The organism is Stenotrophomonas sp. BIO128-Bstrain (assembly GCF_030128875.1).
Classification (GTDB): Bacteria; Pseudomonadota; Gammaproteobacteria; order Xanthomonadales; family Xanthomonadaceae; genus Stenotrophomonas; species Stenotrophomonas bentonitica_A.
Window position 1 is genome coordinate 4398740 of the sequence record NZ_CP124620.1, and the last position, 15163, is coordinate 4413902.

Annotated in this window: 15 protein-coding genes; 13 read left to right on the plus strand and 2 right to left on the minus strand. The window is 64.1% G+C overall.

The features are described 5' to 3' along the window. The first annotated feature begins 71 nt into the window (after positions 1 to 71). From aceF to POS15_RS20010, 4 genes are all read left to right on the plus strand, one after another. On the plus strand, positions 72 to 1475 hold the full coding sequence (gene aceF, locus POS15_RS19995) for a dihydrolipoyllysine-residue acetyltransferase (protein WP_019183625.1): 1404 nt from the start codon (positions 72 to 74) through the stop codon (positions 1473 to 1475). A gap of 81 nt (positions 1476 to 1556) precedes the next feature. After that, a complete protein-coding gene (locus POS15_RS20000) occupies positions 1557 to 1754 on the plus strand; it encodes a hypothetical protein (RefSeq protein ID WP_102789368.1) in 198 nt (65 codons plus the stop codon). A 17-nt stretch (positions 1755 to 1771) separates the two neighbouring features. Then, positions 1772 to 3583 carry a dihydrolipoyl dehydrogenase gene (gene lpdA / locus POS15_RS20005; RefSeq protein ID WP_284128740.1) on the plus strand — a complete coding sequence of 604 codons (1812 nt, stop codon included), beginning with the start codon at positions 1772 to 1774 and terminating at the stop codon, positions 3581 to 3583. 335 nt (positions 3584 to 3918) lie between these two features. Continuing rightward, positions 3919 to 5139 (plus strand): ISL3 family transposase, encoded by a 1221-nt coding sequence (locus tag POS15_RS20010; protein WP_284128102.1) that lies wholly within the window; start codon positions 3919 to 3921, stop codon positions 5137 to 5139. Positions 5140 to 5204: 65 nt separating this feature from the next. Here POS15_RS20010 and POS15_RS20015 read toward each other — a convergent pair whose 3' ends face one another. Beyond that, complete coding sequence (locus POS15_RS20015; protein ID WP_019183629.1) at positions 5205 to 6023, minus strand: hypothetical protein; 819 nt, start codon at positions 6021 to 6023, stop codon at positions 5205 to 5207. 542 nt (positions 6024 to 6565) lie between these two features. Here POS15_RS20015 and POS15_RS20020 point away from each other — a divergent pair. From POS15_RS20020 to POS15_RS20060, 9 genes are all read left to right on the plus strand, one after another. Beyond that, positions 6566 to 6934 carry a hypothetical protein gene (locus POS15_RS20020; protein ID WP_026069845.1) on the plus strand — a complete coding sequence of 123 codons (369 nt, stop codon included), beginning with the start codon at positions 6566 to 6568 and terminating at the stop codon, positions 6932 to 6934. Positions 6935 to 6967: 33 nt separating this feature from the next. Beyond that, entirely contained in the window at positions 6968 to 7762 is a 795-nt protein-coding gene (atpB, locus tag POS15_RS20025; RefSeq protein ID WP_046273137.1) for a F0F1 ATP synthase subunit A, read from the plus strand. 66 nt (positions 7763 to 7828) lie between these two features. After that, the gene (gene atpE / locus POS15_RS20030; protein WP_017354883.1) at positions 7829 to 8131 is read left to right on the plus strand and encodes a F0F1 ATP synthase subunit C; all 303 of its coding nucleotides are present in this window, start codon (positions 7829 to 7831) and stop codon (positions 8129 to 8131) included. A gap of 111 nt (positions 8132 to 8242) precedes the next feature. Then, positions 8243 to 8713 (plus strand): F0F1 ATP synthase subunit B, encoded by a 471-nt coding sequence (locus POS15_RS20035; RefSeq protein WP_019183632.1) that lies wholly within the window; start codon positions 8243 to 8245, stop codon positions 8711 to 8713. A gap of 3 nt (positions 8714 to 8716) precedes the next feature. Beyond that, positions 8717 to 9244, plus strand: a complete 528-nt coding sequence (locus POS15_RS20040; protein WP_019183633.1) for a F0F1 ATP synthase subunit delta — start codon at positions 8717 to 8719, stop codon at positions 9242 to 9244. 44 nt (positions 9245 to 9288) lie between these two features. Then, the gene (atpA, locus tag POS15_RS20045) at positions 9289 to 10836 is read left to right on the plus strand and encodes a F0F1 ATP synthase subunit alpha (RefSeq protein WP_019183634.1); all 1548 of its coding nucleotides are present in this window, start codon (positions 9289 to 9291) and stop codon (positions 10834 to 10836) included. Positions 10837 to 10944: 108 nt separating this feature from the next. Beyond that, entirely contained in the window at positions 10945 to 11808 is an 864-nt protein-coding gene (gene atpG, locus POS15_RS20050; protein ID WP_019183635.1) for a F0F1 ATP synthase subunit gamma, read from the plus strand. A 37-nt stretch (positions 11809 to 11845) separates the two neighbouring features. After that, a complete protein-coding gene (atpD, locus tag POS15_RS20055; RefSeq protein WP_019183636.1) occupies positions 11846 to 13252 on the plus strand; it encodes a F0F1 ATP synthase subunit beta in 1407 nt (468 codons plus the stop codon). Between the two features lie 115 nt (positions 13253 to 13367). Beyond that, entirely contained in the window at positions 13368 to 13790 is a 423-nt protein-coding gene (locus POS15_RS20060) for a F0F1 ATP synthase subunit epsilon (RefSeq protein ID WP_019183637.1), read from the plus strand. 67 nt (positions 13791 to 13857) lie between these two features. Here the strand turns inward: POS15_RS20060 and POS15_RS20065 are convergent, their stop codons facing one another. Further along, positions 13858 to 15078: an ISL3 family transposase gene (locus POS15_RS20065; protein ID WP_284128102.1), complete on the minus strand. Its 1221-nt coding sequence runs from the start codon at positions 15076 to 15078 to the stop codon at positions 13858 to 13860. Positions 15079 to 15163: the final 85 nt, after the last annotated feature.

The window sequence follows — 15163 nt, forward strand, 5'->3', positions numbered from 1 at the left end:
GCCGGTTGGCGCTGGCGCGCGATACCCCCACAATAGGCGATTCCCTACACCAGATTGCCGGAGTTTTCCCCATGGCCGAAATCAAGGAAGCACTTGTCCCCGATATCGGTGACTACAGCGATATCCCGGTAATCGAGGTACTGGTCGCCGTTGGAGATACCGTCAAGAAAGACCAGGGTCTGGTGACGCTGGAATCGGACAAGGCCACGATGGAAGTGCCGTCCTCGGTGGCCGGTATCGTCAAGGAAATCAAGGTCAAGGTCGGCGACAACCTCTCCGAGGGCAAGCTCGTGGCCCTGATCGAAGTCAGCGAAGAGGCCGCCGCGCCGGCCGCTGCGGCTGCCCCGGCCCCGGCCGCCAAGACCGAAGCGGCCGAGACCGCGACCAAGGTCGAACCCGTCGCCGCCCCGGCCGAGCCGGACAAGCTGGCCGCCCGTGACATCGAACAGTCCGCCGCCAAGCCGACCCAGCCGGCCCCGGCCGCTGCTGCCCCGTCGGGCGGCTCGCCGACCAGCCCGCCGGTCGCCTTCAACGCCGACAGCGTGCTGCCGCAGAAGGTGCCCTATGCCTCGCCGGCCGTGCGCGTGTTCGCCCGCGAGCTGGGCGTGGACCTGAACCAGCTGAGCGGCACCGAGAAGGGTGGCCGCATCACCAAGTCCGACGTGCAGAAGTTCGTCAAGTCGGCCCTGGCCGGCGGCGGCGCCGCCGCTGGCGGCACGGTGGCGGCCGGTGGCGGCCTGAACCTGCTGGCCTGGCCGAAGGTCGACTTCAGCAAGTTCGGTGAGGTCGAGGTCCAGCCGCTGTCGCGCATCAAGAAGATTTCGGGCGCGAACCTGGCCCGCAACTGGGCGATGATTCCGCACGTCACCCAGTTCGAGCAGGCTGACATCACCGAGCTGGAAGCCCTGCGCGTGGCCCTGAACAAGGAAAACGAGAAGGCCGGCATCAAGCTGACCATGCTCGCCTTCCTGGTCAAGGCCAGCGCCGCGGCACTGAAGAAGTTCCCGGAGTTCAACGCTTCGCTGGATGCCAGCGGCGAGAACCTGACCCTGAAGAAGTACTTCAACATCGGCTTCGCGGCCGATACGCCGAGCGGCCTGGTCGTGCCGGTGATCCGCGATGTCGACAAGAAGGGCGTGGTGCAGATCGCGCAGGAATCCGGCGAACTGGCCAAGAAGGCGCGTGATGGCAAGCTCGGCCCGGCGGACATGAGCGGTGGCTGCTTCTCGATCAGCTCGCTGGGCGGCATTGGTGGCACTGCGTTCACCCCGATCGTCAATGCGCCGGAAGTGGCCATCCTGGGCGTGTCCAAGTCGTCGATCCAGCCGGTCTGGAACGGCAAGGAGTTCGCGCCGAAGCTGATGCTGCCGCTGTCGCTGAGCTATGACCACCGCGTCATCGATGGCGCGCTGGCCGCCCGCTTCACCACCTACCTCTCGCAGGTGCTGGCCGACATGCGGCGCGTCCTGCTGTGAAGCAGGGCCTGGTCCTGGCCGGGCTGCTGATGGCGCTGCCGATGGTGCAGCGAGCGCAGGGCGCCGGTGCTGGACGATAACGTGCGGTCCTCCACCGTGGAGGGCCAGCGTTACAGCGGCACCGGCCTGGCGTGTGGTGCGGGCCGGCGGATGATGAAACAGGTGGCGCTGCCGATCCAGGCCAGCGACACCAGGGAAAAGAAGCTCGACCGTCGCTGGAAAGATCTGGACGAGTCGCTCGAAGAACTGCAGCAACTGCTCGGCGGCAAGGCCGGCTGAGCACCAGGAGAACACGAATGGCCGCAATTGAAATCAAGGTTCCCGACATCGGCGATTACAGCGGTGTGCCGGTGATCGAACTGCTGGTCGCCGTGGGTGACACGGTGAAGAAGGACCAGGGTCTGGTCACGCTGGAATCGGACAAGGCAACGCTGGAAGTGCCCTCGTCGGCTGCTGGCGTGGTCAAGGAAATCAAGGTCAAGCTCGGCGACAACCTCTCCGAAGGCGATGTGGTGCTGCTGCTGGAGGCTGAGGGTGAGGCGGCTGCAGCGGCCGCGCCGGCCAAGGCCGAGGCACCCAAGGCCGACGCACCGGCCAGCAAGCCGCCGGTGACCCCCTCGCACCGCGCCCCGGCCGAACCGGCCGCGCCGCAGCCGGCGCTGTCCTCGGGCAAGCCGGCCGACATCGAGTGCAAGATGGTGGTGCTGGGCGCCGGCCCGGGCGGTTACACCGCTGCCTTCCGCTCGGCCGATCTGGGCGTGGACACCGTACTGGTGGAACGTTATGCCAGCCTCGGTGGCGTCTGCCTCAACGTGGGCTGCATCCCGTCCAAGGCGCTGCTGCATGCCGCCGCAGTGATCGATGAAGTTGCCCATGCCGGTGATTTCGGCGTCGAGTTCGGCAAGCCGACCATCACCCTGGACAAGCTGCGCAGCTACAAGGAAAAGGTGGTCACCCAGCTGACCAAGGGCCTGGCCGGCATGGCCAAGCAGCGCAAGGTGCGCACCGTGCAGGGCCTGGCGATGTTCGTCTCGGCCAACGAGCTGGAGATCGTCGGCGACGACGGCAAGACCCAGCTGCTGCGCTTCGAGCAGTGCATCATCGCCGCCGGTTCGCAGGCGGTGAAGCTGCCGAACTTCCCGTGGGACGACAAGCGCGTCATGGACTCCACCGATGCGCTGGAACTGGCGGACGTGCCGGGCAAGCTGCTGGTGGTCGGTGGCGGCATCATCGGCCTGGAAATGGCGACCGTGTACGGCGCGCTGGGCAGTGAAGTGACCGTGGTCGAGTTCATGGACCAGCTGATGCCGGGCGCCGACAAGGACCTGGTCAAGCCGCTGGCCGATCGCCTGAAGAAGCAGGGCATCGTGGTGCACCTGAAGACCAAGGCGACCGACGTCAAGGCCGACAAGGCCGGCATCACCGTGTCCTTCGAAGCCGCCGTGGAAGGCGAAAAGCCGGGTCTGGAGGCAACCACCTTCGACCGCGTGCTGGTCGCCGTGGGCCGCTCGCCGAACGGCAAGAAGATCGATGCTGAGAAGGCCGGCGTGCAGGTCACCGACCGTGGCTTCATCCCGGCGGACCGCCAGATGCGCACCAACGTGCCGCACATCTTTGCGATCGGCGACATCGTCGGCAACCCGATGCTGGCCCACAAGGCCACGCACGAGGGCAAGCTGGCCGCGGAAGTGGCCGCCGGCGAGAAGAAGGAATGGGTGGCGCGCGTGATTCCGTCGGTGGCCTACACCAACCCGGAAATCGCGTGGGTCGGCGTGACCGAAACCGAAGCCAAGGCCAAGGGACTGAAGGTCGGCGTAGCCAAGTTCCCGTGGGCCGCCAGCGGCCGCGCGATCGGCATCGGCCGTACCGAGGGCTTCACCAAGCTGATCTTCGACGAAGAGACCCACCGCATCATCGGTGGCGCGATCGTCGGCGTGCACGCCGGTGACCTGCTGGCCGAGATCGGCCTGGCGATCGAGATGGGCGCGGAGGCCGAGGACATCGGCCACACCATCCACGCCCATCCGACGCTGAGCGAATCGGTGGCAATGGCCGCGGAGATCTACGACGGCACGATCACCGATCTGTACATGCCGAAGAAGAAGTAATGCAACGAAAAACCCCGGCGAAAGCCGGGGTTTTTTGTTTCTGGTGTTGTCGATCCAGCTTCGCTCGGGCGCCTGGCGCTCTCCTGCAGGCCACCACCGGAACTTGTCGGGGCGGGTACGGATACCCTGTGGGGCTAAATCAAGGAGGAGGTGACGGCCACAGGCCGTCGCCGGGGACATTCGCCCGACAGGGTATCCGTGCCCGCCACCCGATCACCATGCTGTTGCCCCACCCCGCAACCCAAAAAAAACGGTTCTTCTCCCATCTGAGGGGAGAAGGCGCACGGCCGACCAGCTAGATTTGTAGTTGTCGAGAAAACAAACCGAGGCCGGCCGTGGCCAAGCTGGATTGTATGCCGTTGCTGGGAGGCTGGGCGGGGTATCGCCTGGATGGATGGCGCCGCGAGGCACGTGGCGGAGCCACGTGGCTGGTGCTTTCGCTGTTGCCTGATTCACGCCGCCGACGACGCTGCAGTGGCTGCGGCAAGTGGGTCGTGGCCATCCACGACCAGACGCTCCGGCGCATCCGTGACTTGCCCGTGTTCGACGAGCCGGTGGAGTTGGAAGTCCAGCGGCAGCGGCTGGCCTGCCCTCGCTGCGGGCCGAAACTGGAGCACTTGGATTGGCTGGAGCGGCATGCCCGGGTAACGCAACGGCTTGCGCAGAGCGTGGCACGCATGTGCGCCACCACCTCGATCCATGCCACCGCAAAGTGGCATGGTCTGGACTGGAAGACGGTCAAAGCGCTTGATTTCAGGCATCTGATGCAGACGCTGGGCCCAGTGGACCTATCGGACGTACGCGTGATCGCGATGGACGAGTTTGCGATCCAGAAGGGGCATCGCTACGCCACCGTGGTCGTCGAGCCATCGCGCAAGCGCGTGCTCTGGGTCGGCCGAGGACGCAGCCGCGCTGACATCCGTCCCTTCTTTGAACTACTCGGCAGGGTCGGTTGCGAACGCATCCAAGCCGTAGCAATGGACATGAATTCGGCCTTTGATGTGGAGGTCAAAGCCCAGTGCCCCAATGCTGAAGTGGTCTACGACCTCTTCCATGTCGTGGCCAAGTACGGGCGCGAAGTCATTGATCGGGTGCGGGTGGACGAGGCCAATCGCCTACGCACCGACAAGCCCGCGCGACGGGTGGTGAAGACCTCGCGCTGGCTCCTGCTGCGCAACCGGCAAAACGTCCCGGCCGAGCAGCGCGTCCAACTCGAGGAGCTGCTGGCCGCCAACAAAGCCCTGCTGACCACTTATCTGCTCAAAGACGACCTGAAGCAGCTGTGGCGCTACCGAAGCCAGAGCTGGGCGGAGAAGGCCTGGCGGTCATGGAAGCATCGCGCCCTGCGAAGCGGGCTGGAGCCGCTGCGCATCTTTGTCCGCCGTCTGCAGCCTTATCTCCCGGGCATCCTGGCCCACTGCCGATGGCCGCTCGGGACGAACCTGGTGGAAGGCATCAACAACAAGATCAAGGTCATCAAGCGCGTTGCCTACGGATACCGAGATGACGCGTACTTCTTCCTGAAGATCCGGGCGGCCTTCCCCGGAGTTGGGTGAAGAACCAAATAAACGCGGCCCCGATATCCCGGAGGCCGCGCTTGGAGAGAGGTAGTGCGAAGGGCTTAGAAGACGAAGCTGACGCCTGCCACCGGACCCTTGAACTCCTGCTTCAGACCGATCGTGCCATCGCTGCCGGTCTGATCGACGTCGAGCTTGAACCAGTCGTAGCCGGCGAACACGCCGAAGTTCTTGGTGAAGCGGTAATCGACGATCGCATTGGCACGGCTCAGGTCGCCGTCGTAATCATCGAAGTTGCCCCACTTGGTGTTCAGGTACTGGCCCTGGAAGGTGATCATCCACTTCTCGGACGGGGTGAAGCTCAGGCGTGCACCAACCACCGGGGCGACACCGTCGGCCTTCTCGTCCAGGAACTCGCCCTGGTACAGATCACCGACATCCGCGTAAGCCTTGGTGCTCACCTTGGCGTACTCGGCACCCAGCTGCAGGCCGAGGTCGAACTTGTCGGTGTCCACGACCGAGTAGTCGTACACCAGGCTGGCGACCTGATACTTCAGCTCACCCTTGATGAAGCTGCCGGCCGGCACGTTGGTATCGCCGAAGCTCACACCCTGGTCGAGGGTCTCGCGGCGATCCTTGTCGTACTTGAAGTAGTTGAACAGCAGGCGCTGGCGGTTGCTGATGCGGAACATGCCGTCCACGCGCGGCTCCCATTCCTTGCCACCGAGGCCGAAATCTTCGGAGAAGCCCACATCCTGGCCAGCGATGTTGGTGTTGCCTCGGATCGTGTTGTCCGAATCGATCTGCATCGCACCCAGGCGCAGGGCGAAGCGGTCATCGCCTTCGGCAGCGTGGGACGGAGCGGCGTAGGAAAGCGCGGCCAGTGCGACTGGCACGGCAAGCAGGGAGAGCATCGGGCGCATCGGGGGTCCTTGCGGTGGTTCTAGTGATTTGGCGTCACATTGCCCACTGCGACGTCCACCATTCGTGAAGGTATGGTGGAGGCTGTGTGTACCGTTCATGCACTTTCGCTTACCGCAGGGCGGTTTGCTGGCCGGTTCCCGGGCCAGACGCCGTTACACGCGCTACCCGCCGGCGTTGTTCGACCCGGCCGCCAGCGCCGCAGGCCGCAAAAAGAGGGTGGCCCCGGAGAGGGCTTCGGGGCCACCCTGTACTGGCCTGCGCGCGGGACGCCGACGAGGATTCAACGGCAGGCTGGTCGTTATGACCGGACCGTGCGACCAAAGTTCAATATGCTGCACCGCCGCATCGCGTGTCCCTTTGCGCAGTGGGATTGGCCCGGTGGTGGAACAGGTTCGCAAGAGCCGCCAACGGCGGGCTTACATCCGGGATGAACAGGCAGCGGTTGTCTCTCAAATTGTCCCATTGCTATAATTTGGCGGCTCGACGAGGCGCTAGCTTGCGACCTCGGCCTTTCCTACTCACAACCATGCAGGACATTCACGTGCTGAACTCCGTTGACGCGGGTCGGCGACTGATGCTGCGCGCAGCGGTTTACCCGCTCGTTGCAGTGGCTGTCCTGGCTCTGGCCCTGCTGCTGTGGGGAGGCCCGAAGGCAGCCCTGGGGGCGTTGCTCTCCGGCGTGGCGGTTTCGGCGGCCGGCTGGGTGGCTGCGCGGATGGCGCTGGGGGGTGGGGTGCAGGCCGCAGGCTCGGCGATGACCCGCCTGATTCTGGCGGTCGTGGCAAAGTGGGTGCTCGTATTCGGCGTCCTGATGGTGGGTTTCCTGGTCTTCAAGCTGCCTGCATTGGCGCTGCTGGCCGGTATCGCCGTCGGATTGATGTTCCAGGTCCTGGCTCTGGCCAGGCGCTGATCCAATTTTCATTTAACTCAAGGTTCCGGACACATGGCAGGCGAGGCGCTGACACCCACCTCCTACATCCAACATCACCTGCACAACCTGACGTTCCATATGCAGGAAGGTGGTTTCTGGGCGATTCACGTCGACACCATTGTGACTTCGGTCCTGATGGGCCTGTTGATGGTGTTCGGCTTCTGGATGGCAACCCGCAAGGCCACCGCCGGCGTCCCGGGCAAGTGGCAGGCATTCGTCGAGATCTGCCTGGAGTTCGTTGACCGCCAGGCCAAGGACACCTACCACGGCACCAGCAAGCTGGTGACCCCGATCGCGATCACCCTGTTCTTCTGGATCCTCATGATGAATCTCATCAAGATGATCCCGGCCGACTTCATCGCCATGCCGCTGGAAGCCCTCGGCGTGCCGTACTGGAAGCCGGTCCCCACCGCTGACGTCAATGCCACCCTGGGCATGTCGATCAGCGTGTTCTTCCTGATGCTGTTCTTCGCGCTGCGTTCCAAGGGCCTGGGTGGTTTCACCAAGGAATTCCTGACCGCGCCGTTCGGCAAGTGGATGATGCCGTTCAACCTGATCCTCAACATCGTCGAGTGGCTGAGCAAGCCGATTTCGCTGGCGATGCGACTGTTCGGCAACATGTTCGGCGGCGAAATCGTCTTCCTGCTGATCTGGGTGCTGGGCGGTGCGGGTATCGCCGGTGCCATCGCAGGCGGTGCATTCGGCCTGGGCTGGATGCTGTTCCACCTGCTGGTGATTCCGCTGCAGGCGTTCATCTTCATGATGTTGTCCATCGTGTACCTGAGCCTGTCGGAAGACGCTCACTGAGTTTCGCTTCACCCTTCATCCGTTTGTTTCTAAACCCTTAGCTATTCAAAGTTCCAGGAGAAAACCATGTACTTCGCCGTCCTGACCAACCTCGCCCAAGTCCAGAGCTCCACCGTCCTCGCCGTCGGCATCATGATCGGCCTGGCCGCGCTGGGTGCCGGTCTCGGTCTGGCCATCATGGCCGGTAAGTTCCTGGAATCGGCTGCCCGTCAGCCGGAACTGATTCCGGTTCTGCAGGTCCGCATGTTCATCACCGCCGGCCTGATCGACGCCGCGTTCATCATCTCGGTCGCCGTCGGCCTGCTGCTGGCCTTCGCCAACCCGATGATCGGCGAGTTCGTTGCACGCCTGCCGCAGGTTGCTGGTTAATCCAGCAACAGCGAAACGATCAGGCGCCGTGTGCGCCTGATCGCGGATGAAGGATCGGATGCGCCGCCAAGGCGGCCCATCCACCCCGTCACCCCCGATTGAGCGAACCCCATGGATATCGGTTTTACCCTCGTTGCCCAGGGACTGGCGTTTGCCGGTCTGATCTGGATCATCGCGACCAAGATCTGGCCGCCGTTGATGAACGCCATCGAAGAGCGTCAGCAGAAGATCGCTGAAGGCCTCGCCGCTGCCGACCGCAGCCAGAAGGATCTGGCCCAGGCGCAGGAAAAGGTCAACGATGCACTGAAGGATGCGCGCACCAAGGCCAACGAGATCATCGATCAGGCCCACGCACGCGCCAACCAGATCGTTGATGCCGCCAAGAATGAAGCCATCGTCGAAGCCAACCGCCAGAAAGACCTGGCCCACGCCGAGATCGAAGCTGCCGCCAACCGTGCCCGTGAAGATCTGCGCAAGCAGGTGTCCGCCCTGGCCGTGAGCGGTGCCGAAAAGCTGCTCAAGCGCGAAATCGACGCCAACGCCCACAAGGCGCTGCTCGACGAGCTGGCCTCGGAGATCTGATCGATGAGCCAGGCCCTCACGCTTGCACGCCCGTATGCCCGCGCCGCGTTCGCGACCGCGCGCGACGAAGGCACGTTCGCGCCGTGGTCGGACGCGCTTGCGTTCTCCGCCCACGTAGCTGCCGACCCGCGCGTGGCGGCCTTGCTGTCGAACCCGGAACTGGACCGCGACGATGCCGTCGCGATGCTGGTGCCGGAATCGTCCAGCGAGACCTTCGGTCGCTTCCTGGCCATCCTGGCCGATGCGCACCGTCTGCCGCTGCTGCCGGAAATCGCCGGCATGTACGACCAGCTGCGCGCTGAAGCCGAACACGTGGTCAAGGCCACGGTGACCTCGGCCACCGAACTGTCCGGCGCCGAACTGGACGCCATCAAGGCCGCGCTGCGCAAGCGCTTCGGCCGCGAGGTGGACGTGACGACCGCGGTCGATGCGTCGCTGATCGGCGGTGCCGTGATCGACGCCGGCGATGTGGTCATCGATGGCTCGCTCAAGGGCAAGCTGTCGCGCCTGCAGACCGCGCTCGCTAACTGAATTCATTTAACGTCCGGCGTGATTGCCGGCACTAGGACTTGACGATGGCAACCACGCTCAACCCCTCCGAAATCAGCGAACTGATCAAGAACCGCATCGAGAAGGTCAAGCTGGCCGCGGAATCGCGCAACGAAGGCACCGTGACCAGCGTGTCCGACGGCATCGTGCGCATCTTCGGTCTGGCCGACGTGATGCAGGGCGAAATGATCGAACTGCCGAACAACACCTTCGCCCTGGCCCTGAACCTGGAGCGCGACTCGGTCGGCGCCGTGGTCCTGGGTGGCTATGAGCACCTGCGCGAAGGCGACGTCGCCAAGACCACCGGCCGCATCCTGGAAGTGCCGGTCGGTCCGGAAATGCTGGGCCGCGTCGTGAACGCGCTCGGTGAGCCGATCGATGGCAAGGGCCCGATCGCGGCCAAGGCCACCGCGCCGGTGGAGCGCGTTGCGCCGGGCGTGATCTGGCGCAAGTCGGTCGACCAGCCGGTGCAGACCGGTTACAAGTCCGTCGACTCGATGATCCCGATCGGTCGCGGCCAGCGCGAGCTGGTCATCGGTGACCGCCAGACCGGCAAGACCGCCCTGGCCATCGATGCGGTGATCAACCAGAAAGAAACCGGCATCAAGTGCGTGTACGTCGCGATCGGCCAGAAGGCCTCGACCGTGGCCAACATCGTGCGCAAGCTGGAAGAGAACGGCGCCCTGGCGCACACCGTGGTGGTCGCTGCGACCGCGTCTGAATCGGCCGCGATGCAGTACATCAGCGCCTACTCGGGCTGCACCATGGGTGAGTACTTCATGGACCGCGGCGAAGACGCGCTGATCGTGTACGACGATCTGTCCAAGCAGGCCGTCGCCTACCGCCAGATCTCGCTGCTGCTGAAGCGTCCGCCGGGCCGTGAAGCCTACCCGGGTGACGTGTTCTACCTGCACTCCCGCCTGCTCGAGCGCGCTGCCCGCGTGTCCGAAGAGTATGTGGAGAAGTTCACCGACGGTGCCGTCAAGGGCAAGACCGGCTCGCTCACCGCGCTGCCGATCATCGAAACCCAGGCCGGTGACGTCTCGGCCTTCGTGCCGACCAACGTGATCTCGATCACCGACGGCCAGATCTTCCTGGAAACCGATCTGTTCAACTCGGGCATCCGCCCGGCCGTGAACGCCGGTATCTCGGTGTCGCGCGTCGGTGGTGCGGCCCAGACCAAGATCATCAAGAAGCTGTCCGGCGGCATCCGTATCTCGCTGGCCCAGTACCGTGAACTGGCGGCCTTCGCGCAGTTCGCCTCGGACCTGGACGAAGCCACCCGCAAGCAGCTCGAGCGCGGTCAGCGCGTCACCGAGCTGATGAAGCAGAAGCAGTACGCCCCGATGTCCATCGCCAACCAGGCGCTGTCGATCTACGCCGTCAACGAGGGTTACCTCGACGACGTGCCGGTCAACAAGCTGCTGGCGCTGGAAGAAGGTCTGCATGCGCACTTCGCCAACACCCAGGGCGAGCTGATCAGCAAGATCAACGCGACCGGCGGCTGGGACAATGACATCGAAGCTGCCTTCAAGAAGGGCATCACCGAGTTCAAGACCACCGGCAGCTGGTAATACCGGTCCTGTAGAGCGGAGCGCTGCTCCGCTGGGCTGAAAGCAGCGGAGCAACGCTCCGCTCTACGTCAAACGCGGGGCCTGTGCCCCGCGCCACGGGAAGAAGAGATGGCAAGCGGACGCGAAATCAAAACCAAGATCAAGAGCGTGCAGAACACCCGCAAGGTGACGCGTGCGCTCGAAATGGTCTCGGCCTCCAAGATCCGCAAGGCGCAGGAGCGGATGAAGACGTCGCGTCCGTATGCGCAGGCGATGAAGCAGGTGATCGGTCACCTGGCCCAGGCCAGCACCGACTACCAGCATCCGTTCCTGGTCCAGCGTGACGAGGTCAAGCGCGTCGGTTACATCGTGGTCTCTTCCGACCGCGGTCTGGCGGGCGGCCTGAACAACAACCTGTTCCGCAAGATGCTGGGCGAAGTGCGCCAGTGGCAGGACAAGGGCGCCGAGATCGACGTGGTCACCGTCGGCCAGAAGGCCTCGACCTTCTTCCGTCGCGTCAAGGTCAACATGGTCGGCACCGTCACCCACATGGGCGATGTGCCGCACCTGGAACAGCTGATCGGCGTGATCAAGGTGATGCTCGATGCGTTCACCGAAGGCAAGGTCGATCGCGTGTACCTGGTCTACAACCGCTTCATCAACACGATGACGCAGAAGGCCAGCTTCGATCAGCTGCTGCCGTTGCCGGCGGCTGAGAAGCAGGTCGCGCATCACGACTGGGACTACCTGTACGAACCCGACGCCGCGACCGTGCTCGAGCACGTGATGACGCGTTACGTCGAGTCGCTGGTGTACCAGGCCGTGCTGGAAAACGTCGCGTCCGAGCATGCAGCCCGCATGGTCGCGATGAAGTCGGCCAGTGACAACGCGAACAAGCTGATCGGCACCCTGCAGCTCGTCTACAACAAGGCGCGCCAGGCAGCGATCACCCAGGAAATCTCCGAAATCGTCGGCGGCGCGGCAGCAGTCTGACGCGCACAGTCAAAGCACACATTAGAGGATTGCAGCAATGAGTCAGGGCAAGATCGTTCAGATCATCGGCGCCGTCGTCGACGTCGAATTCCCCCGCGAGTCGGTGCCGAAGGTGTACCACGCGCTGAAGGTGGACAACACCGAAATCACGCTGGAAGTGCAGCAGCAGCTCGGCGACGGCGTGGTCCGTTGCATCGCGCTGGGCTCCACCGATGGCCTGAAGCGCAACCTGGTCGCCACCAACACCGAACGCGCCATCTCGGTGCCGGTCGGCGCAGGCACCCTGGGCCGCATCATGGACGTGCTCGGTCGCCCGATCGACGAAGCCGGTCCGGTGGCTGCCAGTGATACCTGGGAAATCCATCGTTCGGCCCCGTCGTACGAAGACCAGTCCCCGGCTACCGAGCTGCTGGAAACCGGCATCAAGGTCATCGACCTGATGTGCCCGTTCGCCAAGGGCGGCAAGGTCGGCCTGTTCGGCGGCGCCGGCGTCGGCAAGACCGTCAACATGATGGAACTGATCAACAACATCGCCAAGGCGCACAGCGGTCTGTCCGTGTTCGCCGGCGTGGGTGAGCGTACCCGTGAGGGCAACGACTTCTACCACGAGATGAAGGACTCCAACGTCCTGGACAAGGTCGCGATGGTGTACGGCCAGATGAACGAGCCGCCGGGCAACCGTCTGCGCGTCGCCCTGACCGGCCTGACCATGGCCGAGTACTTCCGCGACGAGAAGGACGAGAACGGCAAGGGCAAGGACGTGCTGCTGTTCGTCGACAACATCTACCGCTACACCCTGGCCGGTACCGAAGTGTCGGCACTGCTGGGTCGTATGCCGTCGGCGGTGGGTTACCAGCCGACCCTGGCCGAGGAAATGGGCGTCCTGCAGGAGCGCATCACCTCGACCAAGAATGGCTCGATCACCTCGATCCAGGCCGTGTACGTGCCCGCCGATGACTTGACCGATCCGTCGCCGGCCACCACGTTCGCCCATCTGGATTCGACCGTGACCCTGTCGCGTTCGATCGCCTCGCTGGGTATCTACCCGGCCGTGGATCCGCTGGATTCCACCAGCCGCCAGATGGACCCGCTGGTCATCGGCAACGAGCATTACGACACCGCCCAGCGCGTCCAGCAGACCTTGCAGAAGTACAAGGAACTGAAGGACATCATTGCGATCCTGGGCATGGACGAACTGTCCGAAGAAGACAAGCAGGCCGTGACCCGCGCCCGCAAGATCGAGCGCTTCTTCAGCCAGCCGTTCCACGTGGCCGAAGTGTTCACCGGCTCGCCGGGCAAGTACGTGTCGCTGAAGGACACCATCCGTGGCTTCAAGGCCATCGTCGATGGCGAATACGACCACCTGCCGGAACAGGCGTTCTACATGGTCGGCAGCATCGAAGAAGCGGTCGAGAAGGCCAAGAAGATGGCTGAAAAGGCCTGATGCGGCGGGGACGGGCGCCATGCCCGTCCCGACCCGTCACACGGGGTGGGCGCATGCCCACCGCTGAGGACATCCTGCGGTGGGCGCCAGCCCGCCCTAAAGCGAGAAGAGTTTCATGAGCACCATCCGTTGCGACATCGTCAGCGCCGAGCAGGAAATCTTCCGTGGTGAGGCGACCCTGGTCGTGGCCACCGGTGAGCTGGGTGAGCTGGGCATCGCGCCCAAGCACGCCCCGCTGATCACCCGCCTGAAGCCGGGCAAGGTGGTGGTGACCACGCCAAGCGGCGAGCAGATCGACTTCGCCATCTCCGGCGGCATTCTCGAAGTGCAGCCGCAGGTCGTGACCGTGCTGGCCGACACCGCGATCCGTGCCCAGGACATCGACGAAGCCTCGGTCCGCAAGGCCAAGGAAGAAGCCGAGCGCATCCTGGCCAACCGTGGTGAAGCAATGGAAGTGGCCGAAGCGCAGCAGCGCCTGGCGGAAGTGTCCGCCCAGCTGCAGGCGCTGGAGCGCCTGCGCAAGAACCTCAAGCACTGAGCGGAGTGGCGCGACGGCGCCATCCGCGAAGGGAAAACGCCGGCTTGCCGGCGTTTTTTTTGGTTCTTCACCCAACTCCGGGGAAGGCCGCCCGGATCTTCAGGAAGAAGTACGCGTCATCTCGGTATCCGTAGGCAACGCGCTTGATGACCTTGATCTTGTTGTTGATGCCTTCCACCAGGTTCGTCCCGAGCGGCCATCGGCAGTGGGCCAGGATGCCCGGGAGATAAGGCTGCAGACGGCGGACAAAGATGCGCAGCGGCTCCAGCCCGCTTCGCAGGGCGCGATGCTTCCATGACCGCCAGGCCTTCTCCGCCCAGCTCTGGCTTCGGTAGCGCCACAGCTGCTTCAGGTCGTCTTTGAGCAGATAAGTGGTCAGCAGGGCTTTGTTGGCGGCCAGCAGCTCCTCGAGTTGGACGCGCTGCTCGGCCGGGACGTTTTGCCGGTTGCGCAGCAGGAGCCAGCGCGAGGTCTTCACCACCCGTCGCGCGGGCTTGTCGGTGCGTAGGCGATTGGCCTCGTCCACCCGCACCCGATCAATGACTTCGCGCCCGTACTTGGCCACGACATGGAAGAGGTCGTAGACCACTTCAGCATTGGGGCACTGGGCTTTGACCTCCACATCAAAGGCCGAATTCATGTCCATTGCTACGGCTTGGATGCGTTCGCAACCGACCCTGCCGAGTAGTTCAAAGAAGGGACGGATGTCAGCGCGGCTGCGTCCTCGGCCGACCCAGAGCACGCGCTTGCGCGATGGCTCGACGACCACGGTGGCGTAGCGATGCCCCTTCTGGATCGCAAACTCGTCCATCGCGATCACGCGTACGTCCGATAGGTCCACTGGGCCCAGCGTCTGCATCAGATGCCTGAAATCAAGCGCTTTGACCGTCTTCCAGTCCAGACCATGCCACTTTGCGGTGGCATGGATCGAGGTGGTGGCGCACATGCGTGCCACGCTCTGCGCAAGCCGTTGCGTTACCCGGGCATGCCGCTCCAGCCAATCCAAGTGCTCCAGTTTCGGCCCGCAGCGAGGGCAGGCCAGCCGCTGCCGCTGGACTTCCAACTCCACCGGCTCGTCGAACACGGGCAAGTCACGGATGCGCCGGAGCGTCTGGTCGTGGATGGCCACGACCCACTTGCCGCAGCCACTGCAGCGTCGTCGGCGGCGTGAATCAGGCAACAGCGAAAGCACCAGCCACGTGGCTCCGCCACGTGCCTCGCGGCGCCATCCATCCAGGCGATACCCCGCCCAGCCTCCCAGCAACGGCATACAATCCAGCTTGGCCACGGCCGGCCTCGGTTTGTTTTCTCGACAACTACAAATCTAGCTGGTCGGCCGTGCGCCTTCTCCCCTCAGATGGGAGAAGAACCTT

Bases quoted from the DNA above. Each gene is read 5' to 3' on its own strand.
- aceF (WP_019183625.1), top strand. From the start codon at position 72: ATGGCCGAAATCAAGGAAGCACTTGTCCCCGATATCGGTGACTACAGC.
- lpdA (WP_284128740.1), top strand. From the start codon at position 1,772: ATGGCCGCAATTGAAATCAAGGTTCCCGACATCGGCGATTACAGCGGT.
- POS15_RS20015 (WP_019183629.1), bottom strand. From the start codon at position 6,023: ATGCGCCCGATGCTCTCCCTGCTTGCCGTGCCAGTCGCACTGGCCGCG.
- atpB (WP_046273137.1), top strand. From the start codon at position 6,968: ATGGCAGGCGAGGCGCTGACACCCACCTCCTACATCCAACATCACCTG.
- atpE (WP_017354883.1), top strand. From the start codon at position 7,829: ATGTACTTCGCCGTCCTGACCAACCTCGCCCAAGTCCAGAGCTCCACC.
- POS15_RS20035 (WP_019183632.1), top strand. From the start codon at position 8,243: ATGGATATCGGTTTTACCCTCGTTGCCCAGGGACTGGCGTTTGCCGGT.
- POS15_RS20040 (WP_019183633.1), top strand. From the start codon at position 8,717: ATGAGCCAGGCCCTCACGCTTGCACGCCCGTATGCCCGCGCCGCGTTC.
- atpA (WP_019183634.1), top strand. From the start codon at position 9,289: ATGGCAACCACGCTCAACCCCTCCGAAATCAGCGAACTGATCAAGAAC.
- atpG (WP_019183635.1), top strand. From the start codon at position 10,945: ATGGCAAGCGGACGCGAAATCAAAACCAAGATCAAGAGCGTGCAGAAC.
- atpD (WP_019183636.1), top strand. From the start codon at position 11,846: ATGAGTCAGGGCAAGATCGTTCAGATCATCGGCGCCGTCGTCGACGTC.
- POS15_RS20060 (WP_019183637.1), top strand. From the start codon at position 13,368: ATGAGCACCATCCGTTGCGACATCGTCAGCGCCGAGCAGGAAATCTTC.